This window comes from Cyanobium sp. BA5m-21, from assembly GCF_024346235.1.
GTDB lineage: Bacteria > Cyanobacteriota > Cyanobacteriia > PCC-6307 > Cyanobiaceae > Cyanobium_A > Cyanobium_A usitatum.
Genome location: NZ_JAGQCO010000020.1, coordinates 22,693 through 44,360, shown reverse-complemented (window position 1 = coordinate 44,360; position 21,668 = coordinate 22,693). Strand labels below are relative to the sequence as shown.

Here is a 21,668-nt window from a genome sequence, read left to right as displayed (position 1 = left end):
ATCCGTTGGTGCAGCAGCTGGCACCTGGCGACAAGCTGACGGAAACCTACAGCTATACGCTGACCGATAAAGACGGTGATACCAGCACTACCACGCTGACAATCACGATCACCGGAACGGATGACAGTGTCACGATCACCGATCTGACGCCGAAAGCCGACGGTGGTGATGTCAGCGTCAATGAGGACGACCTGCTTTCTTCTCGCGGCAGCGGTGAATCGGCGGGGTCCGATGCGAGTAAGGAATCCACCACCCAGGGCGGTACGTTCACGATATCGGCACCCGATGGCGTGCAGAGCCTGACTGTCGGTGGTCTCAATGTGATCACCAACGGTGTTTTTGCAGCCGTCAACGGCAGCACGCCACTGGGGAACACCCTGTCGATCACGGCCTACGATGCGTTGACGGGAACGGTCACTTATACCTATACGCTCAACGACAACGAAGCGCACGCTTCTGGATTGGGTACGAATTCACTCTTTGAAGATCTCGCCGTATTGCTCACGGACCGTGATGGAGATAACACCCCCAGCACGTTGAGCGTGAATATTGTTGATGATGTTGACACTGCCATCAATAATACAGCAACCCTTGTAGAGAACACCGGCAAGACTGACGTGGTCTTGATCTTCGATACCTCAGGTAGCATGCTTGGTGCGCGCTTAGCCGATGCCAAAGCAGCTGTTGCCAACTTGCTTTCCAGCGGAACCGTGAATTCGGTGTTCATTGTTGACTTCAATAGCGATGCTGATTTCAGCAACTCTGGTAGCAATGGTGGGTGGTACACCAACCTCGGATCCGGTTCAGGGGGAGCGCTAAATGTAATCAATGGTTTTGTTGCCGATGGGAGTACTGATTACGACTCAGCCTTGAGGGTCGTCAAAGCCAACTTCACCAACCCCCCTCCCGGTGGTGATCGACTTGTGTCGATCTTCCTTTCCGATGGCGAGCCCAATCAAACTGACGGAACTGATACTGTCGGCATCATTGAAAGTGACACCAATAACCCCGGCTTTGGTGGAATAGGAGAGGAGAGCCATTGGATCAATTTTCTCAAGGACAACGGATTTGATGAATCCTTTGCCATCGGCTTCGGTGAGCTTAGTGATACCGACAAGAACTTTCTTGAGCCGATTGCTTGGACGTCAACGGTTGGGTCAACCACCACCGTGGAAACTGCCGGCACCTATACCGGCACGAATGCTGGAGCCAATGATCCAAACGTGATCATTGCCAATTCAAATGCATCTGCTATTACCGATGCACTGCTCGTTGCCACGACACCTATTTCTGGTGATCTCCTTGCCGACGACATTCCTGGAGCCGACGGTCCCCTCACCCTGGTGTCCGTCACCTATGGCGCCTCCACGGTCACATTCTCTCCTTCAACCACTTCGGCCACGTTCAACGTGACCGACGCCTCCTCCCAGGCGGTTGGCACAGTCGTGATCTTCGCCAATGGCACCTACAGCTTCACAGCGGCAGCCAATGTAGACGTAGCCAATACTCGCTTTGCTACACCCATTACGTACGCGGTGAAGGATGGAGATGGTGATGTCTCTACGGCGACCTTAACCGTCAACATCACTGATACCAGTGAAGTTGTGGCCTACGACAACTTCAACGGTTCGGCTCGAGCACTGCCATCCACCTCCATCGTTACGACTACGCTTTCCGACTTCTCCTCGGCGGTCTCAATAGTCGACGACGCCGACAATTCCCTTGCCACAGCGATTGCTAATACGAGCAACTTGAATAAATGGATTGCTAGTTCAATCAGTTTGACCACGGTTGATGCCAGCATCGCATCGGGAAGTCTCCGGCTCGAAGATAATGACGACGACGGATCGGGAGTTGCCAGACTGATCGCTCCGGTCTTCACAATCAGTACAGCCAACTCTACCTTGAGTTTTGACTATGATCGCGGCAATGTGAATTCTGGCGATAACGTCTCTTGGACACTGTATAAGTTTGTTGGATCAAGCTGGACGGCTCAAAGCGGTGTAGGCTTCACCGGAAATCTGAATAGCGATCCTGGCCCTCCCAGTACCATCACCACCGGCGCATTGAGCACAGGGGATTATCGAATCGTGTTCAGCAATCAAGACGGGGGCGAATCATCTGATTCCCAGCTCTTCATCGATAACCTCAACATCAAGTTCACTGTACCAAGTGTGCAGGTAATCGCAACGACTGGCAATGTGATCACCAACCCCAACACTCTCATTGGTAGCAGTGATCCAGCCAATGCCGTAGACAGCCGCGGCTCGGAAGGCGCCTCGCTATCGATCTTCAATGGATCGAGCTACGTGGCGGCCACATCAGCGGGCGACACCGTCAATGGCTCCCATGGCAGCCTGTTGATCAAAGACGACGGCACGTATACCTATACACCGAATAGCGTTCTCTCCAACACCCTCCGGACGGACGAATTCACCTACAAGCTCACCCATCCGGATGGGGACAACGATACGGCCAAGTTGGTTGTGGAGATCCCCGCCAGCATCACGCCAGTTGCCCTCGACCTGAACGGAGATGGTATTGATTGGCTTCAACTGAATGAAGGTGCCAAGTTTGATTACGGTGCTGGTCTTGTTGCCACCGCCTGGGTTGGCTCTAACGATGGTCTGCTGGCCTACGACTACAACCAGGATGGGCTGATCAATGAAGCCAAGGAGATCGTCTTCACCACCTGGGCGCCCCACATGGCATCCGATCTGCAGGCCCTTCAAGCCTACTTCGATAGCAACTACGACAACGTGCTCAGCCAACTCGATGCTGGTTGGTCTAAGTTCGGAGTTTGGATCGACAGCAATAGCGATGGAGTGAACCAGCCCGGCGAGTTCATCTACCTCAAGGAGGCCGGCATCGAAAGCATCAATCTCACCTACGACCACACCAGCAGCCCATCCGTCGTTGCTGAAGGTGATGTGTCGATCCTCGGCACCTCCACATTCACCTGGGATGCTGCCCATGGTGGCGGTACGGGAACGGCCGCAGACGTGGCCTTTGCCGCGGCTCCTGTTGATGCCCCGGTTGCTGATACTTCAGTTCCAGCTGCCGATACCTTCATCCAGGATGTCGCCATTCCCGATGAGCAGGTGGTTGAGGCTGAGGTCGCTAGCGTGGCTGATCTAGTGGCGCAGTATGTGGGTGAGAACGCCGTTACAGATGAGGCGATGGCTGTGTATCAGCAGGAGCTGGCACTCACCGAGCTGCCGGCTGCGGCAGATCTGGCTGCTGATCCAGCAGGGATTGAGCCCACCGCCGATGCCCTGGCTGCGCTCGACGAGGTTGATGCGCTCCTGCCCGACGATGCCAGCGATGGCATTGCTACGGCCACCGACGTGGTCGACGACTTCTCCTACGCCGTTTGAGCCATGGCTGATACGGATGCCTCATTTGTAGCCGGTGATGTAATCGCCGGCTTGATCGAAACCTTCTTCGAAGCCGTGCGATCCTCGCCAGATCTTGCGGCTCAAGAGGCTCGCCCTGCTGAGCTTGTTTATGAGCTCGATCAGGTAGTTAGTACCTACCTCGAAGAGCAGCAGCTCTCAGCTGATGCCTACCAGCTCATTCAGCAGGATGTGCTCAACAACATCGCCCACGACCTTGCTGAACAGCACGAAGACCTTGCCGATTTCGACGTCAGTTTTGATGCGGCTGGTAATGCCGACCCCGCTGAGGTGATGGCCGCTATGGACCATCACTTCGAGACCCTGTTCAGTTCGGAGTCTTTTAGTGATGATGGGTCGGCCGCCTTAGGCTGACCTCCCAACGGTTGTCTGTGCCCCCCACTGCCCGTCTGCTGCTGGTTGATCCGGATACCCGCTCCTCTGATCTGCTCACCAAGCACCTCCATGTCCATGGCTTTGCCATCAGCGCCGTAGCCAGCACTGATGCCGCCCAGCAGCAGCTTCTAACTGCTGCGCCGCAGATGCTTTTGATCAGCGATGCTCTGCCTGATAGCGCTGCGCTTGTTTTTACCCGCCAACTGCGCGCCGCAGCTAATGCCATTCCCCTGCTGTTGCTCCTATCTCTTGATCACTACAGCTCCCGCGTAGCTGCCCTTGAGGCCGGCGCTGATGATGTCTTATCGCGCCCCTTTGCAATTGAGGAGCTGATAGCTCGGCTGCGTTCCTTAATACGCCGCAGCCGCATGGGGCTCAACCATGTTGATGGCACCGAGCTGCACTACCGCGACCTCACGGTCAATACCGATAGCCGCCAGGTATCGCGGGCAGCTACCCCGATTAAGCTCACCGTCAAGGAATACGACCTGCTGCTCCATCTGCTCCAGCACCGCGAGCAGGTGCTCTCCCGTCAGGACATCCTTTTGGCCGTCTGGGGGGACTCCTGGGTTGGCGACGAGAACCTGCTCGATGTCTACATCCGCTACCTGCGTAAGAAACTAGAGCGGCCCGAACTTGAACCCTTGATTCACACCGTTCGTGGTGTGGGCTTCATGTTGCAGTGAGCATCATCTGCACCGGCCCTGGGTTAGTCCCGAGTTGCCGATTTGAGGTGATCAGCAGTAAGCCGTCGGCACTGGCCTGAGCCACTAGCAGGCGACCAAAGGGATCACGATGCAACGGCGGCAGGTTGGCCACGGCTAGCTTTTAGCCCTTTGCGGTGTAAGCCAGCTATGAAGAAGGGCCCTTCCACTTACGGCTGATTGCACCGTCATCCAGGAGCAGATTGGGGCCCTGCGCAGCCAGCTGGAGCAGGAGCTGGTGGATGGGTGATTAGATCCGACCCGCATGCATTCTTGATGCAGGAGCTCCGCGAAGCAGGCTTTCGCTGCTGAGGTCTTCATCGATCTCCGTTCAATGGATCCCGTGGCCGGCTCCCGTGTGCACCCAATGGGCACATTGTTCTGGTGTGGCGTGGAGAAGCTTGGGATACCAAGCCAGTGGGCTACTGATGGTGCCCCTATCTGCGAGGTCGACAGTTAGAGCGTTATCAGAATCAGTGACCCCTACAACGCGTTCGCTGGAATTAGCCATGGATCTATGTGAGGTATCACCCCTCCGTAACCCCCTCAATCCGGTCTTCGATCTCCTGATAGATCTCCTGCAGCTGGGCGATGTTTTCGTCGCTGGTTTCCCAGTAGCCGCGGCCATTTACTTCCAGCAGGGTGCCCACGATGCGGCGGAAGCTGTGGGGATTGAGCTCCATTAGACGCTTGCGCATCTCAGGATCATTAATGAAGGTTTCGTTTGCCTCCTCATACACAAAGTTGTCTACTGAGCCACTGGTGGCGCTCCAGCCCAGGGTGAAGTTGAGCCGTTTGGCCACCTCCCTCACGCCCTCGTAGCCGCTATTCAACATGCCCTCATACCACTTGGGGTTGAGCAGCTTGGTGCGCGAATCGAGGCGAATGGTTTCACTCAAGGAGCGCACCTGGGCGTTGGCCGTGGTGGTATCGGCGATATAACTTGCCGGTGCCTTGCCGTCATCACGCAGGCCAGCGATCAGCTTGGTGGGGTCGGAGTCAAAGTAGTGGCTCACATCGGTGAGAGAAATCTCGGCTGAATCCAGATTCTGGAATGTCACATCAGCGGTTTTCATGGCTGATTCGAATACTTCGCGGTTCTGGTTCATCTCACCTGGGTTGTCGGCGTTGAAGGCGAATGTCTTGCGAGAAAGATACATCTCTTGCAGCTCATTCTCCTCCTCCCAAGTGCTGTTTTCCACCGCCAGGTTTACGTTTGAGCTGTAGCTGCCGCTGGCATTGGAAAACACCCGCGTCGCCGCATCACGCAGGGACACACCCTGGGCCGCCGCCTGCTCCTGGGCGTGGCGCCTCACGTAGTTCATATCAAGGGGCTCATCGGCCTCAGCTGCCATCTTCACGCCCTGATCTATCAAGCCCATCTGGTTGATAAACAGGTCGCGGAATACGCCGCTGCAATTCACCACGACGTCGATGCGGGGCCTGCCGAGTTCCTCAAGGGAAATCAGCTCCAGCTTGTTGACCCGGCCCAGGGAATCTGCTACCGGCCGCACGCCGATAAACCAGAGGATCTGCGCCAGCGACTCGCCGTAGGTCTTGATGTTGTCGGTGCCCCAGAGCACGCAGGCGATCGTTTCGGGCCAGGCGCCCTGCTCGGCCTTTTGGCGCTCGATTAACCGGTCCACCACCACCTTGGCGGCAGCAATGGCTGCCCGAGTAGGGATCGACTGGGGGTCTAGGGCGTGGATGTTCTTGCCGCTGGGCAGCACGCCCGGGTTGCGGATCGGGTCGCCGCCGGGGCCCGGCAGCACGTATTCGCCATCGAGGGCCTTGAGCAGGCTCTGCATTTCCATATCGGCGCAGATCTGCTCAAGGCAGAAGCGCAGGTAGCCAAACAACTTGTCGAGCTCGGCTTGATCCACCCCTGGGAAGCCAGCCGCGCGGCAGGCACTCAGCCAGGGGCTGGGCAGTTGGAAGCCGAATTTCTCCAGCAGGGCAAACAACCAAGCGAAGTTCTGGCGCATAGTTACCCGGCCATCGGCGCCGGTCACCGCCTTCACCATCGAGCCCACCGCCGCGCGACACACCTCGGTGATCGTGCGGTTGAGCTCCACATCGACGAGCACACCGTCGTCGTTGCCTTTGTAGATGTCGGTAATCGTGCGGCCCCGGCTCTCGGCCAGCAGGGCCGGCAGGGAGCGCAGGCCATCTTCCTCGCGCTCGAGCGCGGCAATGTTCACCAGGGTGGCGATTGCTTCCTCGGCAGTTGGTGGCTTACCGATCGTGTGCAGGCCGCAGGGCAGCAGCCGGCTTTCGATCTCCATCAGCTGGCGGTACACCGCACCCACCACGCCATCGCGGCCGTCGAGGCCGATCTCCGAGGCATCGGCTTCGGGAAGCACCACGTCTTTGTCAAGGTTGCACTGGCGCGCCGTTTCCACGATCGCGTTGACTATCTGCACACCCCGGCTGCCTTCGCGCAGCTGCTGGTAGCTGCCCACCAGCTCGCCGAGTTCCTTGAGTCCCCGATAGAGGCCGGCATTTTCAGCCGGTGGTGTGAGGTAGCTGATCGTGGAGGCATAGCCGCGCCGCTTGGCGATGGTGGCTTCGCTTGGGTTGTTGGCGGCGTAGTAGTAAAGATTTGGCAGGGCACCGATCAGGGAATCGGGGTAGCAGGTTTCGCTCATGCCCATCTGCTTGCCGGGCATGAATTCCAGCGAGCCGTGGGTGCCGAAGTGCAGCACCGCATCTGCCTGCCACACCTTCTCCAGATAGGTGTAGTAAGCGGCAAAGCCGTGGTGGGGGCTGGCGCTGCGGGAATAGAGCAGCCGCATCGGGTCGCCCTCGTAGCCAAAGGTGGGCTGCACACCCACAAACACGTTGCCGAAGTGGCGGCCGTAGATCAGCAGGTTGGTGCCGTCGCTGTTCAGGTTGCCGGGGGGCTTGCCCCAATTTTCTTCAAGCCGCTCGGAATAGGGGGTGAGGCGCTCGTATTCCTCCACGCTCATGCGGTGGGCGATCGCCAGCTCCGGTGCACCCTGGAGGGCTTCTGGGTCGTTAATTACCGCCTCCATCAGCGCCTTGGGCGTGCGCGGCATGTTCTGTACGTCGTAGCCCTTGAGCTGCATCTCCTCCAGCACCCGGAAGATCGAGCCAAATACATCTAGATAGGCCGCCGTGCCCACGTTGCCCTTATCAGGGGGGAAGCTGAAAACGGTTATCGCCAGCTTCTTTTCAGCCCGGGGCTTGATCCGCAGGGAGGCCCAGCGGATTGCGCGCTCGGCGATTGCCTCGACCCGGTCTTGCAGGGTGTGGGCTTTGCCGGTGGCGTCGTCACGGCCGCTGAGCACGATTGGCTCAATGGCGCCATCGAGCTCGGGGATGGCGATCTGCAGGGCTACCTGCACTGGGTGCAGACCTAGATCGCTCTCCTCCCACTCCTGGGTGGTTTGAAACACCAAAGGCAACGCCACCATGTAGGGACGATTCAGCTTTTTAAGCACCTCAATTGCCTTGGGGTGGTCCTGCCTGGCCGGACCACCCACCAGGGCAAAGCCAGTCAGTGACACCACCCCATCCACCAATGGGAAGTCGGGGTTGAGCGGGTCGTAGAAGAAGGCATTCACCGGCTTGGTGAAATCGAGCCCGCCGCAGAAGACCGGAATCACGGTGGCGCCGCGATATTCCAGCTCCTGAATGATCGCCACGTAGTGAGCTTCATCGCCGGTGACGATGTGGCTGCGCTGGAGCACCAGGCCGATCACCGGACCATTGCGGGCCTGCTCGCTGAGATCGCCGCGGCTGGAATTCCAATTTAGATATTCCTTGAGATCTTCAAACATCCCCGGTGCCAGCGGGTGCCAGATGCCTAGGTCTGGGAATACCTCCGGCTCAGCCACAACCACCGCGGGCCGGTCGGCCGCCTCGCCAGAGCCTCCGCGGGGGAAGACGTACTTGTCGGCCAGCATCAACAGAAAATTCCGGAGATTGTCTGGCGTGCCGCCCAGCCAATACTGGAAGCTCAGCATGAAAGAGCGCGCATCTTGCGCCTTCTCCACCGGCAGGTATTTCAGAACAGTCGGCAAGGTATTGAGCAGCTTCAACATCGCGTCTTGGAAGCCAGCGCCGCCCGCTTCCTTGCGCTTTTTCATGAAGCTGGCAATGGCGCTCTTGCTTTGACCCAGCTGGGCCATCGAGAAGGTGCCGAGCTTGTTCAGTCGCATCACCTCCGGCATGGAGGGAAACACCACTGCTGCCTTGAGCCGATCGCGGTGCGGAGCCACTGCTTCCACCACCTTCTGAGCCAGATCTTCAATGAAGATCAGCGAAGCGATAAACACATCCGCCGCGGCCACGTCAGCCTGAAAATCGGCGTAGTTCTGGGGGTCGCGCAATTCCTCGATCAGGTAGCCGCTCAGCTCGATCGCCAGGGGGCCGTTCTGGGCATTGAGCGAGTTGGCGGCCTGGGTAAGGGCGTTTTGGTACTGGGGTTCGAGCACCACATAAACGGCCTTCATCACGGCACGGCCGTTCACGTCGCCGGGCGTAACGCGGCGGTTGGTGGAGCGAACCTGCGTGAACATCAGCGCCAATAAGGGGTTATTGGGGAATCTACGGATGTATCCGCCTTGATGCGAGGTCTTGCCCCACATGCCGCGCATAGGCTCGCTGCCAGCGCTTCTAGACCGCCATGGCTCCTGCACCCGATCCGGCCTCTGGGGCACCCATCCCCGTGGTGGTGGCCGGTGCCCTGGGCCGCATGGGCGCCGAGGTGGTGCGGTCCGTGCTTACGGCCCCCGATTGCACCCTGGTGGCCGCCATCGACACCACTCCTGACAAGGAGGGTGCTGACCTGGGCTTGGAGCTCGGCCTAGGCGAATTGGAGCTGGCGATCACCAGCGACTTCGAGGGGGCCATGTGCCAAGCCAGCCAGGCAGCGCGGCAGGGCGGCGCCGCCGTGCTGGTGGATTTCACCCACCCCTCGGTTGTCTACGAGCACACCCGCGCCGCGATCGCCTACGGCGTGCACCCGGTGATCGGCACCACGGGCCTCTCGCCAAGGCAGCTAGCTGATCTGGCCGGCTTCGCCGAGAAGGCGAGTGTGGGCGGTGCCGTGATCCCCAATTTTTCGGTTGGCATGGTGCTGCTGCAGCAGGCCGCCGCCGCCGCCGCCCGCTTCTACGACTTCGCCGAGCTCACCGAACTGCACCACAACCGCAAGGCCGATGCCCCCAGCGGCACCTGCATCAAAACCGCCGAGCTGATCGAGGAGCTGGGTAAATCCTTTAACCCCCAGCAGGTGGAGGAGCACGAAACCCTGGCGGGCTGCCGCGGCGGCCAGCGCGATAGCGGCCTGCGCCTGCACTCGATCCGCTTGCCGGGGCTGGTGGCCCACCAAGAGGTGATGTTTGGTGCTCCCGGCGAGACGTACACCCTGCGCCACGACACGATCGAGCGCTCCGCCTACATGCCCGGCGTGCTGCTCACCGTGCGCAAGGTGCGCCAGCTGGCTGGCCTGGTGTATGGCCTGGAGCGGCTGATCTGATGCTGCTTCCCTTGCGCCCCGGCGAGCTGCTGCGCCTGATCCCAGCGGTCGCCACCGGCCCCCAGTTCAACGCCTGCACCGGCAATCCCCGCAAGGTGCTGCAGCGGGTGCTGATCTCGGTGATCGGCGCGGTGATTGCCCTATTGATCAGCCAAACCCTGCTGTTCTCCAGCCAGTTTGGCCCGGTATTCCTGGTGGTGGGCTTTGTGTTTGCCCTCTACCTGCTCTGGGGACCGATCCTCGAGGCGGGCCAGAAAAATTCCACCCTGCGCCGCTATCCGGCTGCAGCCCTGTTTGAAGGCCAGATAGTCGATCTATATACCCGCGAAATCGTGGAGGAGCGCCGCGAACAGGCCAACAACGACGGCCGCCTGGAGCTGGTGGAAAACCGCCGCACCTGGCTCACCCTCGAGCTTGAGGACGAGGAGGGCTATCTCGGCAAGGTGCGCTTCCCCTTTGAAAAAAAACACCAGCAGATTCGTGCCGGCATGGTGGTGCGGGTGTTGGTGCTGAGCGAGCGCAAGGATTTTTCTCAAATAGGGGCGATCAGCGACGCCTGGCTGCCCCAGCTCAAGCTTTGGGTTGGTGAATACCCCTTCCTGCTGCGACCGGCCTTTGAGGAGCTCTGCCTGAAGCGGTTCCGCTGAATCCAGGCGCAGCATTTTCCCAAGCCGCAGTTACAAGCTGCAATATTGCGTTACAGTTGCGCAAAGCACGCGTCAGGTTTCCATGACTCAGATCACCCCCTCGATCGAAGCTGCCACCATCCGCGGCGCCACAGTTACCACCGAAGACGGCGGCCGCCTCAATGCTTTTGCCACCGAGCCCCGCATGGAAGTGGTGTCAACCGAAAGCGGCTGGGGCTTCCACGAGCGCGCCGAGAAGCTCAATGGTCGTATGGCCATGCTCGGCTTCATCGCCCTGCTTGCCACTGAATACGCCCTGGGTGGTGAGTCCTTCACCCGCGGCCTGCTTGGCATCGGCTGATCTGCCCGCTCTCGCAACAGCCTGAGCCTTTGCTACACCAACTGCCGCAGCTACACAGCTGCGGCTTTTTTGTGCCCGATCCCCGGGCTGATCCTCCATCGCCATGGTCGAGTCCAAACCGGTTCTGCGGGCCCTGGTGAATGGGGCGGGCCCCACCGGTGCCCTCACGGCCCTTGCCCTGGCGGACGCTGGCTGGCAGGTGCAGATCAGCGATCCCCTGCCCGCCGCTGTGCTGCTCGAGCGCAGCCGCGCCTACGCCTTCACCCATTCCAGCCAGCGCCTGCTGGAGCAGCTGGGGCTGTGGTCAGCCGTGCAGGAGTTGCTGGTGCCCTTCCGCTCCCTGCAGCTCCTTGATCTGGCCACCCAGCGCCAGGTGCCTTTCTGCTTGGCGGATCTGGGCTCGCGGCGGGCGGCGGCACCGGCGGCGGCCGTGGGCTGGGTGGGACAGCACCGGCCGCTGATGACCCTGCTGTTGGAGCGCCTGGGCTCCCATCCCGCCATCACCCTGGAGTTGGGCACGCCGCCGCCGCACGCTGCAGCCAAGCAGCCGCAGCACGACCTGATCGTGGCGGCCGACGGCCCCCACTCCCCTAGCCGGGAGGCCCTCGGCATTGGCGTGATTCAGTGGGCCTATCGCCAAAACTGCCTCACGGCACTGGTGCAACTCCGCGGCAGCGCCGACGACCAGGCCTGGGAGCTGCTGCGGCCCGAGGGGCCCTTTGCGGTGCTGCCCCTGGGCGATGGTCTGTTCCAGCTGGTTTGGAGTGCCCCAGCCCAGCGCTGCCGCCAGCTTGAAAGCCTCGGCGATTCAGCCTTCCTTGATGCCCTGGCAGGTGCCCTGCCAGACCAGCTTCAGCCCGATGCCCTGCTCGACGATCCGCGCGCCTTCCCGGTGGCCCTGCTGCTGGCCCGGCGCCTGCACCGCGGCCATACGGTGCTGGTGGGGGAGAGCGGTCACCGCTGCCATCCAGTGGGCGGCCAGGGGCTAAACCTCTGCTGGCGCGATGTGGCCACCCTGCATTGCCTGGCCCGGCGTGCAGCGGCCGGGCGGCTGGCCGTGCACCGCTTGCCGGCGGCCTATGCAAGGCGGCGTTGGCCGGATTTGCTGCTCACCCTGCTGGCTACCGATCTGCTGGTGCGGTTTTTCTCGAATCGCTCGCCCCTGCTGCTGCCCCTGCGCCACCTGGCCCTGCTGCTGCTGGCCAAGCTTGCTCCCCTGCGCCAGCTCAGCCTGTCCGCCATGACCGATGGCCCTTGCCAGCTGCTGCGCCGCTGATCAGCATGGGCTATCCGGGGCCGCATGCATGGTGATCAGCACCAGTTCCCAACCGCCGCCTTCGGCGGCGCTGCTGCGTCTGCTGCGCAATCAATTCGGCCTGAGCGAGAGCGCCCTGGCCCTGGGATTGCGCCAGGCCCAGCAGGAGCAAGCGCCCCTGCCGGTGGTGCTGTGGCGCTTCGGGCTGATCAGCCTGGAGCAGTTCGATGCCCTGCTGAGTTGGCAGGATCAGGAATAGATGATCAGCGACTCCACGGGCTGATCTTCAGGCAGCTTGCGGCGCCCTTCCAGGGCCGCCAGTTCGGCCACAAAGCCGAAGCCACACAGTTCACCACCAGCCGCAGCCACCAGCTCGGCGCAGGCCGCAGCGGTGCCGCCGGTGGCCAGCAGATCGTCGATGATCAGCACCTTGGAGCCATCGGCCAGGGCATCGCTGTGGATTTCCAGACGGTCGCTGCCGTATTCGAGGGCGTAGTCCACGCCCGTAACTGCCCCGGGCAGCTTGCCGGGCTTGCGCACTGGCACAAAACCCAATCGCACGGCGGTGGCAAGGGCTGTGCCCACGATGAAGCCCCGCGACTCAATGCCCACGATCAGGTCGGGCTGCAGCCGCTCGCACACTGCGCTCAGCTGACGGATCACTTCCTGCCAGCCGTCCGGGTCGCGCATCAGCGGCGTGAGGTCGCGAAACAGGATGCCGGGCTTGGGAAAATCAGGCACATCGCGCACAAATTCCCGCAGGTCTGGGGCCATGAACGTGACGGTTGGGTGCACTTGCTGGCATCATCGCAGCCATGCCCCTTGATTCATTCGCTCCTGAATCGGCCGCCCGGCTTCCCCGCCGCGGCCTCGAACGCCTCGACCTGCTCTTGCTCAGCGCCGAGGCCCTCGACCTCAACGGCGGTGAGGCAATGGTGTGGATGAGCGAGCAGATGGGCTTCACCACCCTCTTCCCAAACCGGGTGGAACTGTGGAAAAGCCGCTGCACCAACCCCCTGCGCCGCACCACTCGCCGCGAAGGTCTGGAGCCAGCTGAAACCGACGCCCTAATCCGCATTCTTTGCGCCTTGGCAGACCGCCTCTACCCCCTGCTGCGCGGTCTGCTCTCCAGCGCCGAGCCGCCTGAAGTGCTCAGCGAGCGTTGGAACCTATTCCGCAGCCGCCTGGCCGATCTGGTACGCCAGCGCATGAACCTCCGTCGTGGTGGCGTGCAACTGTTGCTCGATCCCGAGTCAGGTGCCCGCCAGTCGCGGCTGCTGATCCAGGCCCTGGCCCTGGGCTCCGGGGTTGGCGGTTTTGAGCGGCTGCGCGCCAGCCTGCTGGATGCCCAGCCATGATCCAGCCCCTGAGCCTGCAATGAAGCAAGTACTGCAGTTCGACCAACTCAGCTGCCGCCTCAAGGTGGAGGGTCTGCCGGATGTGTCGGTCGGACAGAGCGGCCAGAACCTCGGCATCATCACGGGCTGGAGCTTGGCCTGGGCCGGTCGCCCCGAGCTTGAGGGCCGCAAGGAGCACCTGCTATCCCTGATGAAGGTGGTGCTGCCCTACGCCCGCTACCTGATCAGTGGTGTGCCGCGTCGCTTTGGCGCCGAGCCCGAGCCGGTGGAGATAGGTCCGGGGCCAGAGGGCGGCCATGGCCTGCTGCTGCGCAGTAGCCAGCCGGACACGCCCCCATTACAGCTCAATCTCGATGATGCCGAGCTGGCCGATCTGGTGCGGGTGCTGGATCAATTGCGCCTCGATTCGCGGCTGCAGTTGCCCCTGGAGCTGCCTGAGACCATGCCTCTGAAGGGCCGCGAGCTGCTGGAGCGCCGCCCCCTTGCCCAGCGCCTTGCAGCGCCGCTGGCAGGGCTGCTGGCTGTGGTCGTGGCCTCTGGGCTAGGGCTGCTGATACCAGAACCCAAGCCCGGGATAGAGCCAACGCAGCGTCCAGCTGCCGCCCAAGCTAAATAGCAGCTATTGACGTAACCGGTTAGCTGGTCACACTTGGGTATCGCTGAGAGAGTTTGAATTGGGTCCATGGCGGCGCTGACCTGGTCGGAATTGCGGATTCGGGTGGCTCGACTTGGGGCCTCCCTCGATGTGGTCGTGCGCAGTGATCCGGAGGTTTGCGGGCTCAGCGGCGACGACTTCCGCATCTCCCTGCATCACGGCGGCCAGGGGGATTGCACCGTGGCAGATCTCTCCTTGATCGACTGCCCCAACGAGTTGGTGCTGATGGAATTCGAGCGCTGGATGCGCGGTGCCGGTTACGTCCTCGAGGTATGACCTCCCCCCGTAGCCGCGCCCTGCAATTGCCCACCACAGGCGCGTCGACCGGACGGGTATTTCGCCGCCGCCACCGCCCGGCCCGCTGGCGTCAGGCCGCTATCGCCCTGCTGCTGGGCGCTGCCGGCGCCGGGCTGATGCTGGCCTTGCTGCAGTTACCGGAGCGCTTCGACACCTTTTTGGTGCTGAGCACCGCCCTAGCCAACCTGATCGGCGGGGTGCAGCAGGCGCTTTGGGGACTGGTGCAATTGCTGGCGGTGGTTCTGCTGGTGCTGGCGGCCATTGCGGCCCTGGGCTTGGTGGTTGCTGGGATCATCCGTCTGGTGCGAGCTTTATGGCCCCAGCCCAGCCGCCGCAGCTAGTTATGGAGACTCTCAGCAATGGGAAAACACAAGAAAAGCGATAAAGCCCCCAACTCGAGCAAGCCCCAGCCACCCCTTTTGGGGTCCCTCAGCGATCGCTACTACCCGTCACCTTTGCTGGAAGATCTGGCCAGCAATGGGGGCCGGCTAGATCGCAAGGTTTACGAGAAAGAGCTCACTAGGCTGCAGGTGGAGCTGGTAAAAATGCAGTACTGGCTGAAGGCCTCTGGCTTTCGGCTGATCGTGCTGTTCGAGGGCAGGGATGCGGCCGGTAAGGGCGGCACGATCAAACGAATCACCGAACCGCTAAACCCCCGTGGCTGCCGGGTGGTGGCCTTGGGCACCCCCTCTGATCAACAGAAAACCCAGTGGTACTTCCAGCGCTACGTCGAACACTTCCCTTCAGCTGGGGAGATCGTCGTATTTGATCGCAGCTGGTACAACCGAGCTGGGGTGGAATCGGTAATGGGCTTCTGCACACCAGCCCAAACGGAGGAGTTTCTGCAGAGCTGCCCGGAATTTGAGCGGATGGTGGTGCGCTCTGGAATCGTGCTCCTCAAGTATTGGTTTTCAGTGAGCGATGCGGAGCAGGAAAGCCGCTTCCAGTCCCGTATCGAAGATCCCACCCGCCGCTGGAAGCTCAGTCCGATGGACTTGGAGGCCCGCAACAAGTGGGAAAGCTTTTCAGCCGCTAAAGATCATATGTTTGCTCACACCAACATCCCCGAAGCGCCCTGGTTCACCGTGGAGGCAGACGACAAACGCCGCGCCCGCCTCAATTGCATTCACCACCTGCTCAGCAAGATTCCCTACGAAGACATGACACCTCCAGCGATCAAGCTGCCGCCCCGCAAGCCACCCAAGGGCACGGCTCGTCCGCCACGCAACGAGCAGTTCTTCGTGCCCAACCTATATCCCTAGCTGTGTAGGCGCGCAAACCAGAGGCCAGCCAGCTGGTAGGAGCTCCAAAGGAACGCCAATAGAAACAACCAATTCAGCCAGGGGGGACGCTGGGGACTCTCTGGGGCCATGAACAGCCAGGCTGGGTTGGTAGCCCCCAGATTCGCACCACAGGAATTTGTAGGCCATAAAAAAGCAGGGATTGCTCCCTGCCTGATCACCACTCCCTTCATGGCGCTCAAGAGCAGCCTAGAAAAGATGGGATCAAGTGAGCCAAACCCATATCTTTTGAACCGCATCACGCAACGTGACGGTCTGTGCCGGCGCATTGGCCTGGGGCGGCAACCCCCGTAATATGCCGCAACTTCACTGATCCGATCTGGCCTGGAAATGGGCAACCCAATCAGTCGTGAACTGTTTTTGGCAAGGGCCCGATCCCGTTTTGGCGATCAATACGACTACGCAGCCATCCTCTACAAGAGCTACAAGACCCCAATCAAGATTCGCTGCAATATGCATCCAGTCAAAGAGATTTCGATCACCCCCGAGAAGCACCTTCAAACCACCGGCGGCTGCAAATACTGCCTAAGGGAGAAGCGCATAATCAATCTCGAAAGGGAGCTCAACCGCGCCTGCGCGGAGCCCGCCGTAGCAATGCGCCGCTTCAGCCACCTTCATGACTGATGCCAGACCAGCCCTGCAAGCACTTGCGGGGCTGGGAACTGCTGATGTCATTGGAACGGAGAGGGCGGGATTCGAACCCGCGGAAGCTTTCACTTCGCTGGTTTTCAAGACCAGAGCCATCAACCACTCGACCACCTCTCCAGAGGGTCGGTGCGGCATTGCCACACCGATGTTTCATCTTAATTGGTCAGTTGTTGCCCGGTTTAGCCAAAGGCAGTAGGCACTTGTCTGAATCGCAGCCAGCTGGGCCTGCCTCCACCAGCTCACCGCGGTCGTAGCGCTGAAGAGCTTCAAAGAAGCAGGTGGTGCTGCGCCGGGCGGCCACCTCAGCGTTGAGACGCAGGTAGGTTGCATGGTCGATTGGTTCAAATGGCAGCCGCGGGAAGGTGGCGTTGGCGTCAAAACGGGCCAATAGGGCTGCAGAGATGTAGCCCTCGCCTTGATCGATTGCCTGATAAATGGCATCTGCCAGGGCTTCTATTTCGTTTTCGCGAAACTCCACCGTGGCTGAGGTGTTGTGGGCTGTGTAGTGCTTCTGCACCTGCATGTAAAAGTCGAATTGGGCCAGGGCTGAGAAGTTGTTGATCTCCACCGCATCCGCACCGGGAATATTTGCCCAGCTCACTTCGGTGGGAATTTCCACCAGCCACTCGGTGCAGCGGGGATCAAACGGATCATCAAGCAGGCGGCCCTGTTCGTCCTTATCGCTTTGCGAGGGCACGATTGTGTAGCCGTAATCCATGCAGGCAAGGGCCACAGGATCGTTCTTGCGGAAGGTGATGCGGCGGATGAAGCGCTGGGCTTTGGGGGGGTGCCAGCCAGGTGATGCTCCGGTGAGCAGGCTCTTGGTGCCAGCGGGCTGCACGGTGGTGCATCGGTTGGGGCGGCGCAGGCCGTGACGATCGCAGTAGTCCCAAACCGCCGTATTGACGACCTGCTTCCAGCGGCTCAAGAATTCGGCCTCCTTTGCCTTGAAGGCCAGGCCTTCGGCCGTGTTGGGCCGCCCCGCTTCCCACCAGGTGAGCCAGGGCGTGCCAAAGGCGTGCACAAAGAAGTCGAATAGGCCGGTGAAGCTCACGCCTACGATCGGATCCCAGGCGCGGCTCTGGCGGTAGCGCTCCACCTCGAAGCGATGGTTGAGCAGGCAGGCCACGGCCAGGCCGGCGGCACGGAAGGCCTCCTCCTGGGACACCAGATCGGCGGGGTCGATCTGGTTGAGGTGGATTTCAGCCAGATTGCAGTGGAAGTCGGCGCCGAGGATCTCGCCGCAGGGGTTTAGCCCGTACCGGCCTAGGCGGTGCTCCAGCTCCGCGGCGCCGATTTCGGGGTGGTGGGTGGTGAGCCAGCGGCCGGCTTGCTCGCGGCCTTGGTCGCAGTAGATGCCGATGAACTCTGTGCGCAGCTCTGGGGTGCTGAGCAGGTCGGCGTTGGAGCGGGCGATGGCCTCGGGAGCGAACTGGATCGCGCCTTCGCCGCTCTGGAACTGCTTAACAACAGCATCAAGCACCGTGGCCCGGTCGGGCCGGTTGTGGAAGACCCGGGTGTGGTTGGCCATGCGCAGGGAATCCCTTTCCGGATCGATGCTCCAGTTGCCCTCGCTGTCCTGCTGCCAGAGGTTCTCCTTAGCTCCGGCGGCGGAGTTGTCGTCAGCGCAGAACTGGCGCATGCCGGCGCTGCGGCGGATGTTGCCGGCCACGATCGTGACGGCAGCCTCATCGATCAGCAGGCAGCACTCCACCGAGGTGAGCTGGCGGCCCTGGGCCTTATTGAGGATCTGGGCTACGCGGCCGTAGAGGTCCTTGAGTTTCACCGGGTTGGCCATGCCACCGAAGCCCTTGAGGGTTTCGCCCACGGGCCGCACATCGGAGAGATCGACGCTGATTTCGATGGGGCTGGTGGGGTCAAAGCGCTCGTCGCTGCAGAGATTGAGCAGCAGCTGATAGCTGTCCACCCAGCCGCGGCGCGTGTCACCCACCTTGATGGCAACTCGGTTGGCCTCGATGCTGTGGCTGGTGTGCTCCTGCCGTTGGCCAGCCGGAGTGGCACCGATATCGGTCACAGCGGCGATGCTGAGCCGGTTGCGCACCGCCGGCAAGCGCCCAATCAGGTGCGGCTCGATGATGGCGCCGGTGCCGCAGCCCATCATCGCCAGGTCCATCATTAGACCGAAGGCTTCCCAGTCCACCAGGTTGGTGGAGGTGCAGTTGTAGGCGCCAGAGAAGTTGTGCTGTTGCTCGATCCATTCGGTGCCGCCGATCCACAGCCAGCGTCCTGAAGGCAGAGCTTTTTGCTGCTGCTGCATGCGGCGCATCAGCTCAACCTCCGCCTCGCTGAGGTTGCCGAGCTTGCTCAGACCGCCGAGGTTGCGCTCAGCCACCTGGTGCCAGCTTTCCCTGCCGGTCTCGGTCTTGCGGCTGTAGGTCCGGTAAAACACCGGGTTGGCAGCAGGAGCGGTGGCTGGAAAATCCAGAGCCTCGCCCGCCGGACTGCCGCTGGCGGCGGCAAAAGCCTTTTCCGCCGTAGCAGCTTCGGCGTTCTGACTGGCGGCTGTAGGGGGCGTGGCTGAGAGCGTCACAGGCAGTACGGCCCGAAGTTGAGCCGAACCATAACGCCACAGGTGGGGTGTGCAATGTCTGGTAGACACCAGCGACAGTGCACTGCCCAGCAAGGCTGCGCCACAGTGGATCTGGAAATCTTGAATTTTGATGCTGCGCATTCCGGAGCCGGAGCTGATGGACGAGGCAGGCCAGGTGCTGGCCTATGCCCAGGCCGATTTCGCCGCCTCCGATGCGGCGATGGTGGAGCGGCTAGCTCAGCTCTGCGCTGAAGATCCAGGCACGGCCTTGGTGGATCTGGGTTGCGGCCCGGGCAACATCAGCTTGCTTCTGGCCAGCCGTTGGCCTGCTGCAAAGGTTTTAGGGCTCGACGGGGCGCCTCGGATGCTTGCGGTGGCGCGCGAGCGCCTGGCCGGAGCGTCGCCGGATCTGGCGGCTCGGCTGCGCTTTGTGCAGGCGCTGTTGCCCCTTGCTGCCGCAGGCGAGCTTGAAGCTCACTTCTCGGCGGTGGTGAGCAACAGCCTGTTGCACCACCTGCATGATCCGGCGGCGCTTTGGCAGACGGTGGCCCAGCTCGGCGCCCCTGGGGCCTTTGTTTATGTCCAAGACCTGCGCCGGCCCGATAACGGCGAGGCAGTTGAGGCCCTGGTGGCTTCCGAGATGGAAGGAGCGCCCGAGGTGCTGCGGCGCGACTACCGGGCTTCCCTGCATGCGGCCTTCACCCCAGAGGAGGTGCAGCAGCAGCTGGAGCAGGCCGGGCTGGCCGCCCAGCTCCAGGTGGCGCCGCGGCAGGAGCGCTACTTGGAGGTATGGGGCCGGCTGGCTTAGGCGTTGTCTTGCTCGATGACAAACAAGGCGCATGCTTAAATCCTTCACTTCGAGATGCCTTCGGTAACTGAGAAGACTTTGCGAACGGTGGGTGTGTCTTTTAGGGGCTATATCCCTGCTCAGGGGTTAACTATGTTCCCCTGTGATAAGCAACAGAGGGCAAACCTAATGCAGGGTCTCCCCTACGTATACATATTGGCCGCCGGCGCCAACCCTATGGCCCAACTCGAAACCATCGCCACTGCGATGAATTCCATTCCGGACATAATCTTCTACAAGGACACGCAAGGCATTTGTCGCGGTGGCAACACCGCATGGTCCAATTTGCTCGGCAAGCCGCTCGATCAACTCATTGGCAAGTCCGATTTAGATCTCTTCCCAGAAGTAATGGCCAAGCCCTTCCAGTCGTATGACAAAGCCATGCTGGCTAGTGGTAAACCCACCCGAAACAATGAATGGTTGGTTTATCTTAATGGAAAGAAAGTTTATGTTGAGACGCTGAAAACGCCCTGGATAGGTAAGGACGGCAAAGTCGTAGGCGTGCTCGGCGTTTGCCACGAGATCAAGCCCGACTTCGCCATAAAGCCATGAATATCGCTCCATAAAATAAACCGGTGTCGCACTCTCGGCCAAGGTCTACCTGCTATTGCACGCCAATCAAGTTCTCCATATCTATCTAATCATTCGCCTGGGGCACGACATCCTGTCGTGCTGATGCGTAGTTAAAATGATTTAACGCTTTTGGGATCGTGGTTGTCCAGGGGGCCAGCGCTAGCGGTGATACTTTTTGCCCCCCTTACCTGACCCTCCCACCTGAAGACGCTTCGTGGTTTTCAGCGGAAGGGTGGCGCCTGGATCCAACCGCCATCGTCGACCAGCCGTTGCCGACCTCGCGGTAATCCCAGGCGGGTGCTCGGCCCCAGATGGCGCTCAAACAATTCGCCGTAGTTTCCAACCGCAGCCACCGCTCGGGCGCCGAAATCCGCGGGTAGCTCCAGCTGGCGGCCAAGGTCGGCCCCCACTCCCAGAAACCGGCGCTGCTCCAGTCGGCGGGGATCGCGCTGTGCTGCCGCCGCTTCCGCCTTCAGGTTTGCCTGGGTCAGGCCCAACTCCTCCGCGCGGATAAGGGCGTAGACGATCCAGCGCACCGCATCGGCCCATCCGGGATCTCCCTGGCGGGTGGCTGGAGCTAGGGGTTCCTGGCTGAGCTCCTCCTTCAGCAGCCTGTGCGCCTGGGGATTGCGGAAGGTGCTGCGGCGGGCTGCCAGCAGTGCCCTGCTGCTGGTCACGGCTGTGCAGCGGCCCTGCAGGTAGGCGGTGAGGCTCTGGTCGTGGGTTTGGAATTTGAGCGGCGTGATGGCGATGCTGTTGCGCCGTCCCCAGTCCGCCAGGTTTTGCTCCGTCGTGGTGCCCGTCACCACGCAGATGGGTTGGCCTGCCAGATCGGCGGCGGCACGGACACCGCTGGCCACCGGCACCAGCAATCCCTGGCTGTCGTAATAGACGATGGGCCCAAAGCTGATGGCGTTCCCCCCTGCCGCATCGCGGCTCAGGCTGATCGAGGTGTTGCGGGCCAAGAGGTCCACCTCGCCGCTCCCCAGTGCCGTGAACCGCTCGGCGGCACTGAGGTGAATAAAGCGCACCCGCTCCCCATCCCCCAGAAGGGAGGCCGCTACGGCGCGGCAGAGGTCCGCATCTAGCCCCTGTTCCCGGTTGCTGGGGCTCAGCCAACTGAAGCCTGGCATCGTGCCCTCAACGCCGCAGATCAGCTGCCCCCGGTTACGGATCAGCGCCATCGTTGAGCTGC

Annotated in this window: 22 protein-coding genes and 1 tRNA gene; 16 read left to right on the top strand and 7 right to left on the bottom strand. The window is 61.2% G+C overall.

Annotated features, from left to right (window positions below; all coding sequences use genetic code 11):
• Positions 1-8: 8 nt before the first annotated feature.
• The 3 genes from KBY72_RS07995 to KBY72_RS07985 are packed head-to-tail and all read left to right on the top strand — an operon-like array spanning position 9 to position 4,477.
• Entirely contained in the window at positions 9-3,377 is a 3,369-nt protein-coding gene (locus tag KBY72_RS07995; protein ID WP_254993352.1) for a beta strand repeat-containing protein, read from the top strand.
• 3 nt (positions 3,378-3,380) lie between these two features.
• Complete coding sequence (locus KBY72_RS07990) at positions 3,381-3,770, top strand: hypothetical protein (RefSeq protein ID WP_254961128.1); 390 nt, start codon at positions 3,381-3,383, stop codon at positions 3,768-3,770.
• 17 nt (positions 3,771-3,787) lie between these two features.
• Positions 3,788-4,477: a response regulator transcription factor gene (locus KBY72_RS07985; protein WP_254961129.1), complete on the top strand. Its 690-nt coding sequence runs from the start codon at positions 3,788-3,790 to the stop codon at positions 4,475-4,477.
• Here the strand turns inward: KBY72_RS07985 and KBY72_RS07980 are convergent.
• The 3 genes from KBY72_RS07980 to KBY72_RS07975 all read right to left on the bottom strand — a co-directional run bounded on the left by KBY72_RS07980 (position 4,464) and on the right by KBY72_RS07975 (position 9,039).
• Positions 4,464-4,610, bottom strand: coding sequence for a hypothetical protein (locus KBY72_RS07980; RefSeq protein WP_254961130.1), 147 nt, complete (start codon positions 4,608-4,610; stop codon positions 4,464-4,466). The two genes, KBY72_RS07985 and KBY72_RS07980, sit on opposite strands and share 14 nt — an antisense overlap.
• A 216-nt stretch (positions 4,611-4,826) precedes the next feature.
• The gene (locus KBY72_RS14525) at positions 4,827-5,006 is read right to left on the bottom strand and encodes a DUF2442 domain-containing protein (protein WP_409995484.1); all 180 of its coding nucleotides are present in this window, start codon (positions 5,004-5,006) and stop codon (positions 4,827-4,829) included.
• 16 nt (positions 5,007-5,022) lie between these two features.
• The gene (locus KBY72_RS07975; protein WP_254961131.1) at positions 5,023-9,039 is read right to left on the bottom strand and encodes a magnesium chelatase subunit H; all 4,017 of its coding nucleotides are present in this window, start codon (positions 9,037-9,039) and stop codon (positions 5,023-5,025) included.
• Between the two features lie 107 nt (positions 9,040-9,146).
• Here KBY72_RS07975 and dapB point away from each other — a divergent pair, with 107 nt between their 5' ends.
• The 5 genes from dapB to KBY72_RS07950 all read left to right on the top strand — a co-directional run bounded on the left by dapB (position 9,147) and on the right by KBY72_RS07950 (position 12,502).
• Positions 9,147-10,001 (top strand): 4-hydroxy-tetrahydrodipicolinate reductase, encoded by an 855-nt coding sequence (dapB, locus tag KBY72_RS07970; RefSeq protein WP_254961132.1) that lies wholly within the window; start codon positions 9,147-9,149, stop codon positions 9,999-10,001.
• Positions 10,001-10,648: a hypothetical protein gene (locus KBY72_RS07965; protein WP_106632998.1), complete on the top strand. Its 648-nt coding sequence runs from the start codon at positions 10,001-10,003 to the stop codon at positions 10,646-10,648. The genes dapB and KBY72_RS07965 overlap by 1 nt, the downstream gene beginning before the upstream one ends.
• Before the next feature lie 82 nt (positions 10,649-10,730).
• Positions 10,731-10,988, top strand: a complete 258-nt coding sequence (locus tag KBY72_RS07960; protein ID WP_106632999.1) for a high light inducible protein — start codon at positions 10,731-10,733, stop codon at positions 10,986-10,988.
• A gap of 103 nt (positions 10,989-11,091) precedes the next feature.
• Positions 11,092-12,264 carry an FAD-dependent monooxygenase gene (locus tag KBY72_RS07955; protein ID WP_254961133.1) on the top strand — a complete coding sequence of 391 codons (1,173 nt, stop codon included), beginning with the start codon at positions 11,092-11,094 and terminating at the stop codon, positions 12,262-12,264.
• A 28-nt stretch (positions 12,265-12,292) separates the two neighbouring features.
• Positions 12,293-12,502, top strand: a complete 210-nt coding sequence (locus KBY72_RS07950) for a DUF2949 domain-containing protein (RefSeq protein ID WP_106633024.1) — start codon at positions 12,293-12,295, stop codon at positions 12,500-12,502.
• Here the strand turns inward: KBY72_RS07950 and KBY72_RS07945 are convergent.
• Positions 12,493-13,017: an adenine phosphoribosyltransferase gene (locus KBY72_RS07945; protein ID WP_254961134.1), complete on the bottom strand. Its 525-nt coding sequence runs from the start codon at positions 13,015-13,017 to the stop codon at positions 12,493-12,495. The two genes, KBY72_RS07950 and KBY72_RS07945, sit on opposite strands and share 10 nt — an antisense overlap.
• A gap of 41 nt (positions 13,018-13,058) precedes the next feature.
• Between KBY72_RS07945 and KBY72_RS07940 the strand changes: the two genes are divergently transcribed.
• The 6 genes from KBY72_RS07940 to KBY72_RS07915 all read left to right on the top strand — a co-directional run bounded on the left by KBY72_RS07940 (position 13,059) and on the right by KBY72_RS07915 (position 16,478).
• Entirely contained in the window at positions 13,059-13,601 is a 543-nt protein-coding gene (locus KBY72_RS07940; RefSeq protein ID WP_254932307.1) for a DUF3038 domain-containing protein, read from the top strand.
• A gap of 19 nt (positions 13,602-13,620) precedes the next feature.
• The gene (locus KBY72_RS07935; RefSeq protein ID WP_254932306.1) at positions 13,621-14,217 is read left to right on the top strand and encodes a DUF4335 domain-containing protein; all 597 of its coding nucleotides are present in this window, start codon (positions 13,621-13,623) and stop codon (positions 14,215-14,217) included.
• A 66-nt stretch (positions 14,218-14,283) separates the two neighbouring features.
• On the top strand, positions 14,284-14,532 hold the full coding sequence (locus tag KBY72_RS07930) for a hypothetical protein (RefSeq protein ID WP_106633003.1): 249 nt from the start codon (positions 14,284-14,286) through the stop codon (positions 14,530-14,532).
• Positions 14,529-14,894 carry a hypothetical protein gene (locus KBY72_RS07925; RefSeq protein WP_254930493.1) on the top strand — a complete coding sequence of 122 codons (366 nt, stop codon included), beginning with the start codon at positions 14,529-14,531 and terminating at the stop codon, positions 14,892-14,894. The genes KBY72_RS07930 and KBY72_RS07925 overlap by 4 nt, the downstream gene beginning before the upstream one ends.
• An 18-nt stretch (positions 14,895-14,912) precedes the next feature.
• On the top strand, positions 14,913-15,815 hold the full coding sequence (gene ppk2 / locus KBY72_RS07920; protein WP_254930494.1) for a polyphosphate kinase 2: 903 nt from the start codon (positions 14,913-14,915) through the stop codon (positions 15,813-15,815).
• Between the two features lie 369 nt (positions 15,816-16,184).
• Entirely contained in the window at positions 16,185-16,478 is a 294-nt protein-coding gene (locus KBY72_RS07915; protein WP_254930495.1) for a hypothetical protein, read from the top strand.
• A 56-nt stretch (positions 16,479-16,534) separates the two neighbouring features.
• Here KBY72_RS07915 and KBY72_RS07910 read toward each other — a convergent pair.
• Positions 16,535-16,619: transfer RNA gene (locus tag KBY72_RS07910), tRNA-Ser, on the bottom strand.
• Positions 16,620-16,665: 46 nt separating this feature from the next.
• Positions 16,666-18,948, bottom strand: coding sequence for a ribonucleoside-triphosphate reductase, adenosylcobalamin-dependent (nrdJ, locus tag KBY72_RS07905; RefSeq protein ID WP_254930510.1), 2,283 nt, complete (start codon positions 18,946-18,948; stop codon positions 16,666-16,668).
• 235 nt (positions 18,949-19,183) lie between these two features.
• Between nrdJ and KBY72_RS07900 the strand changes: the two genes are divergently transcribed.
• Together KBY72_RS07900 and KBY72_RS07895 are read left to right on the top strand one after the other, a co-directional pair.
• Complete coding sequence (locus tag KBY72_RS07900) at positions 19,184-19,861, top strand: class I SAM-dependent methyltransferase (RefSeq protein ID WP_254930496.1); 678 nt, start codon at positions 19,184-19,186, stop codon at positions 19,859-19,861.
• A gap of 195 nt (positions 19,862-20,056) precedes the next feature.
• A complete protein-coding gene (locus tag KBY72_RS07895; RefSeq protein ID WP_254993351.1) occupies positions 20,057-20,452 on the top strand; it encodes a PAS domain-containing protein in 396 nt (131 codons plus the stop codon).
• Between the two features lie 242 nt (positions 20,453-20,694).
• On the opposite strand, the gene KBY72_RS07890 is transcribed toward KBY72_RS07895, so the two are convergent.
• Complete coding sequence (locus KBY72_RS07890) at positions 20,695-21,657, bottom strand: amino acid ABC transporter substrate-binding protein (protein WP_254930498.1); 963 nt, start codon at positions 21,655-21,657, stop codon at positions 20,695-20,697.
• Positions 21,658-21,668: the final 11 nt, after the last annotated feature.

What these genes read in the sequence shown, in the direction of transcription:
- KBY72_RS07990 (WP_254961128.1), top strand. Translation starts at nt 3,381, where the DNA reads ATGGCTGATACGGATGCCTCATTTGTAGCCGGTGATGTAATCGCCGGC.
- KBY72_RS14525 (WP_409995484.1), bottom strand. Translation starts at nt 5,006, where the DNA reads ATGGCTAATTCCAGCGAACGCGTTGTAGGGGTCACTGATTCTGATAAC.
- KBY72_RS07975 (WP_254961131.1), bottom strand. Translation starts at nt 9,039, where the DNA reads ATGTTCACGCAGGTTCGCTCCACCAACCGCCGCGTTACGCCCGGCGAC.
- dapB (WP_254961132.1), top strand. Translation starts at nt 9,147, where the DNA reads ATGGCTCCTGCACCCGATCCGGCCTCTGGGGCACCCATCCCCGTGGTG.
- KBY72_RS07965 (WP_106632998.1), top strand. Translation starts at nt 10,001, where the DNA reads ATGCTGCTTCCCTTGCGCCCCGGCGAGCTGCTGCGCCTGATCCCAGCG.
- KBY72_RS07960 (WP_106632999.1), top strand. Translation starts at nt 10,731, where the DNA reads ATGACTCAGATCACCCCCTCGATCGAAGCTGCCACCATCCGCGGCGCC.
- KBY72_RS07955 (WP_254961133.1), top strand. Translation starts at nt 11,092, where the DNA reads ATGGTCGAGTCCAAACCGGTTCTGCGGGCCCTGGTGAATGGGGCGGGC.
- KBY72_RS07950 (WP_106633024.1), top strand. Translation starts at nt 12,293, where the DNA reads ATGGTGATCAGCACCAGTTCCCAACCGCCGCCTTCGGCGGCGCTGCTG.
- KBY72_RS07945 (WP_254961134.1), bottom strand. Translation starts at nt 13,017, where the DNA reads ATGGCCCCAGACCTGCGGGAATTTGTGCGCGATGTGCCTGATTTTCCC.
- KBY72_RS07940 (WP_254932307.1), top strand. Translation starts at nt 13,059, where the DNA reads ATGCCCCTTGATTCATTCGCTCCTGAATCGGCCGCCCGGCTTCCCCGC.
- KBY72_RS07935 (WP_254932306.1), top strand. Translation starts at nt 13,621, where the DNA reads ATGAAGCAAGTACTGCAGTTCGACCAACTCAGCTGCCGCCTCAAGGTG.
- KBY72_RS07930 (WP_106633003.1), top strand. Translation starts at nt 14,284, where the DNA reads ATGGCGGCGCTGACCTGGTCGGAATTGCGGATTCGGGTGGCTCGACTT.
- KBY72_RS07925 (WP_254930493.1), top strand. Translation starts at nt 14,529, where the DNA reads ATGACCTCCCCCCGTAGCCGCGCCCTGCAATTGCCCACCACAGGCGCG.
- ppk2 (WP_254930494.1), top strand. Translation starts at nt 14,913, where the DNA reads ATGGGAAAACACAAGAAAAGCGATAAAGCCCCCAACTCGAGCAAGCCC.
- KBY72_RS07915 (WP_254930495.1), top strand. Translation starts at nt 16,185, where the DNA reads ATGGGCAACCCAATCAGTCGTGAACTGTTTTTGGCAAGGGCCCGATCC.
- KBY72_RS07900 (WP_254930496.1), top strand. Translation starts at nt 19,184, where the DNA reads ATGCTGCGCATTCCGGAGCCGGAGCTGATGGACGAGGCAGGCCAGGTG.
- KBY72_RS07890 (WP_254930498.1), bottom strand. Translation starts at nt 21,657, where the DNA reads ATGGCGCTGATCCGTAACCGGGGGCAGCTGATCTGCGGCGTTGAGGGC.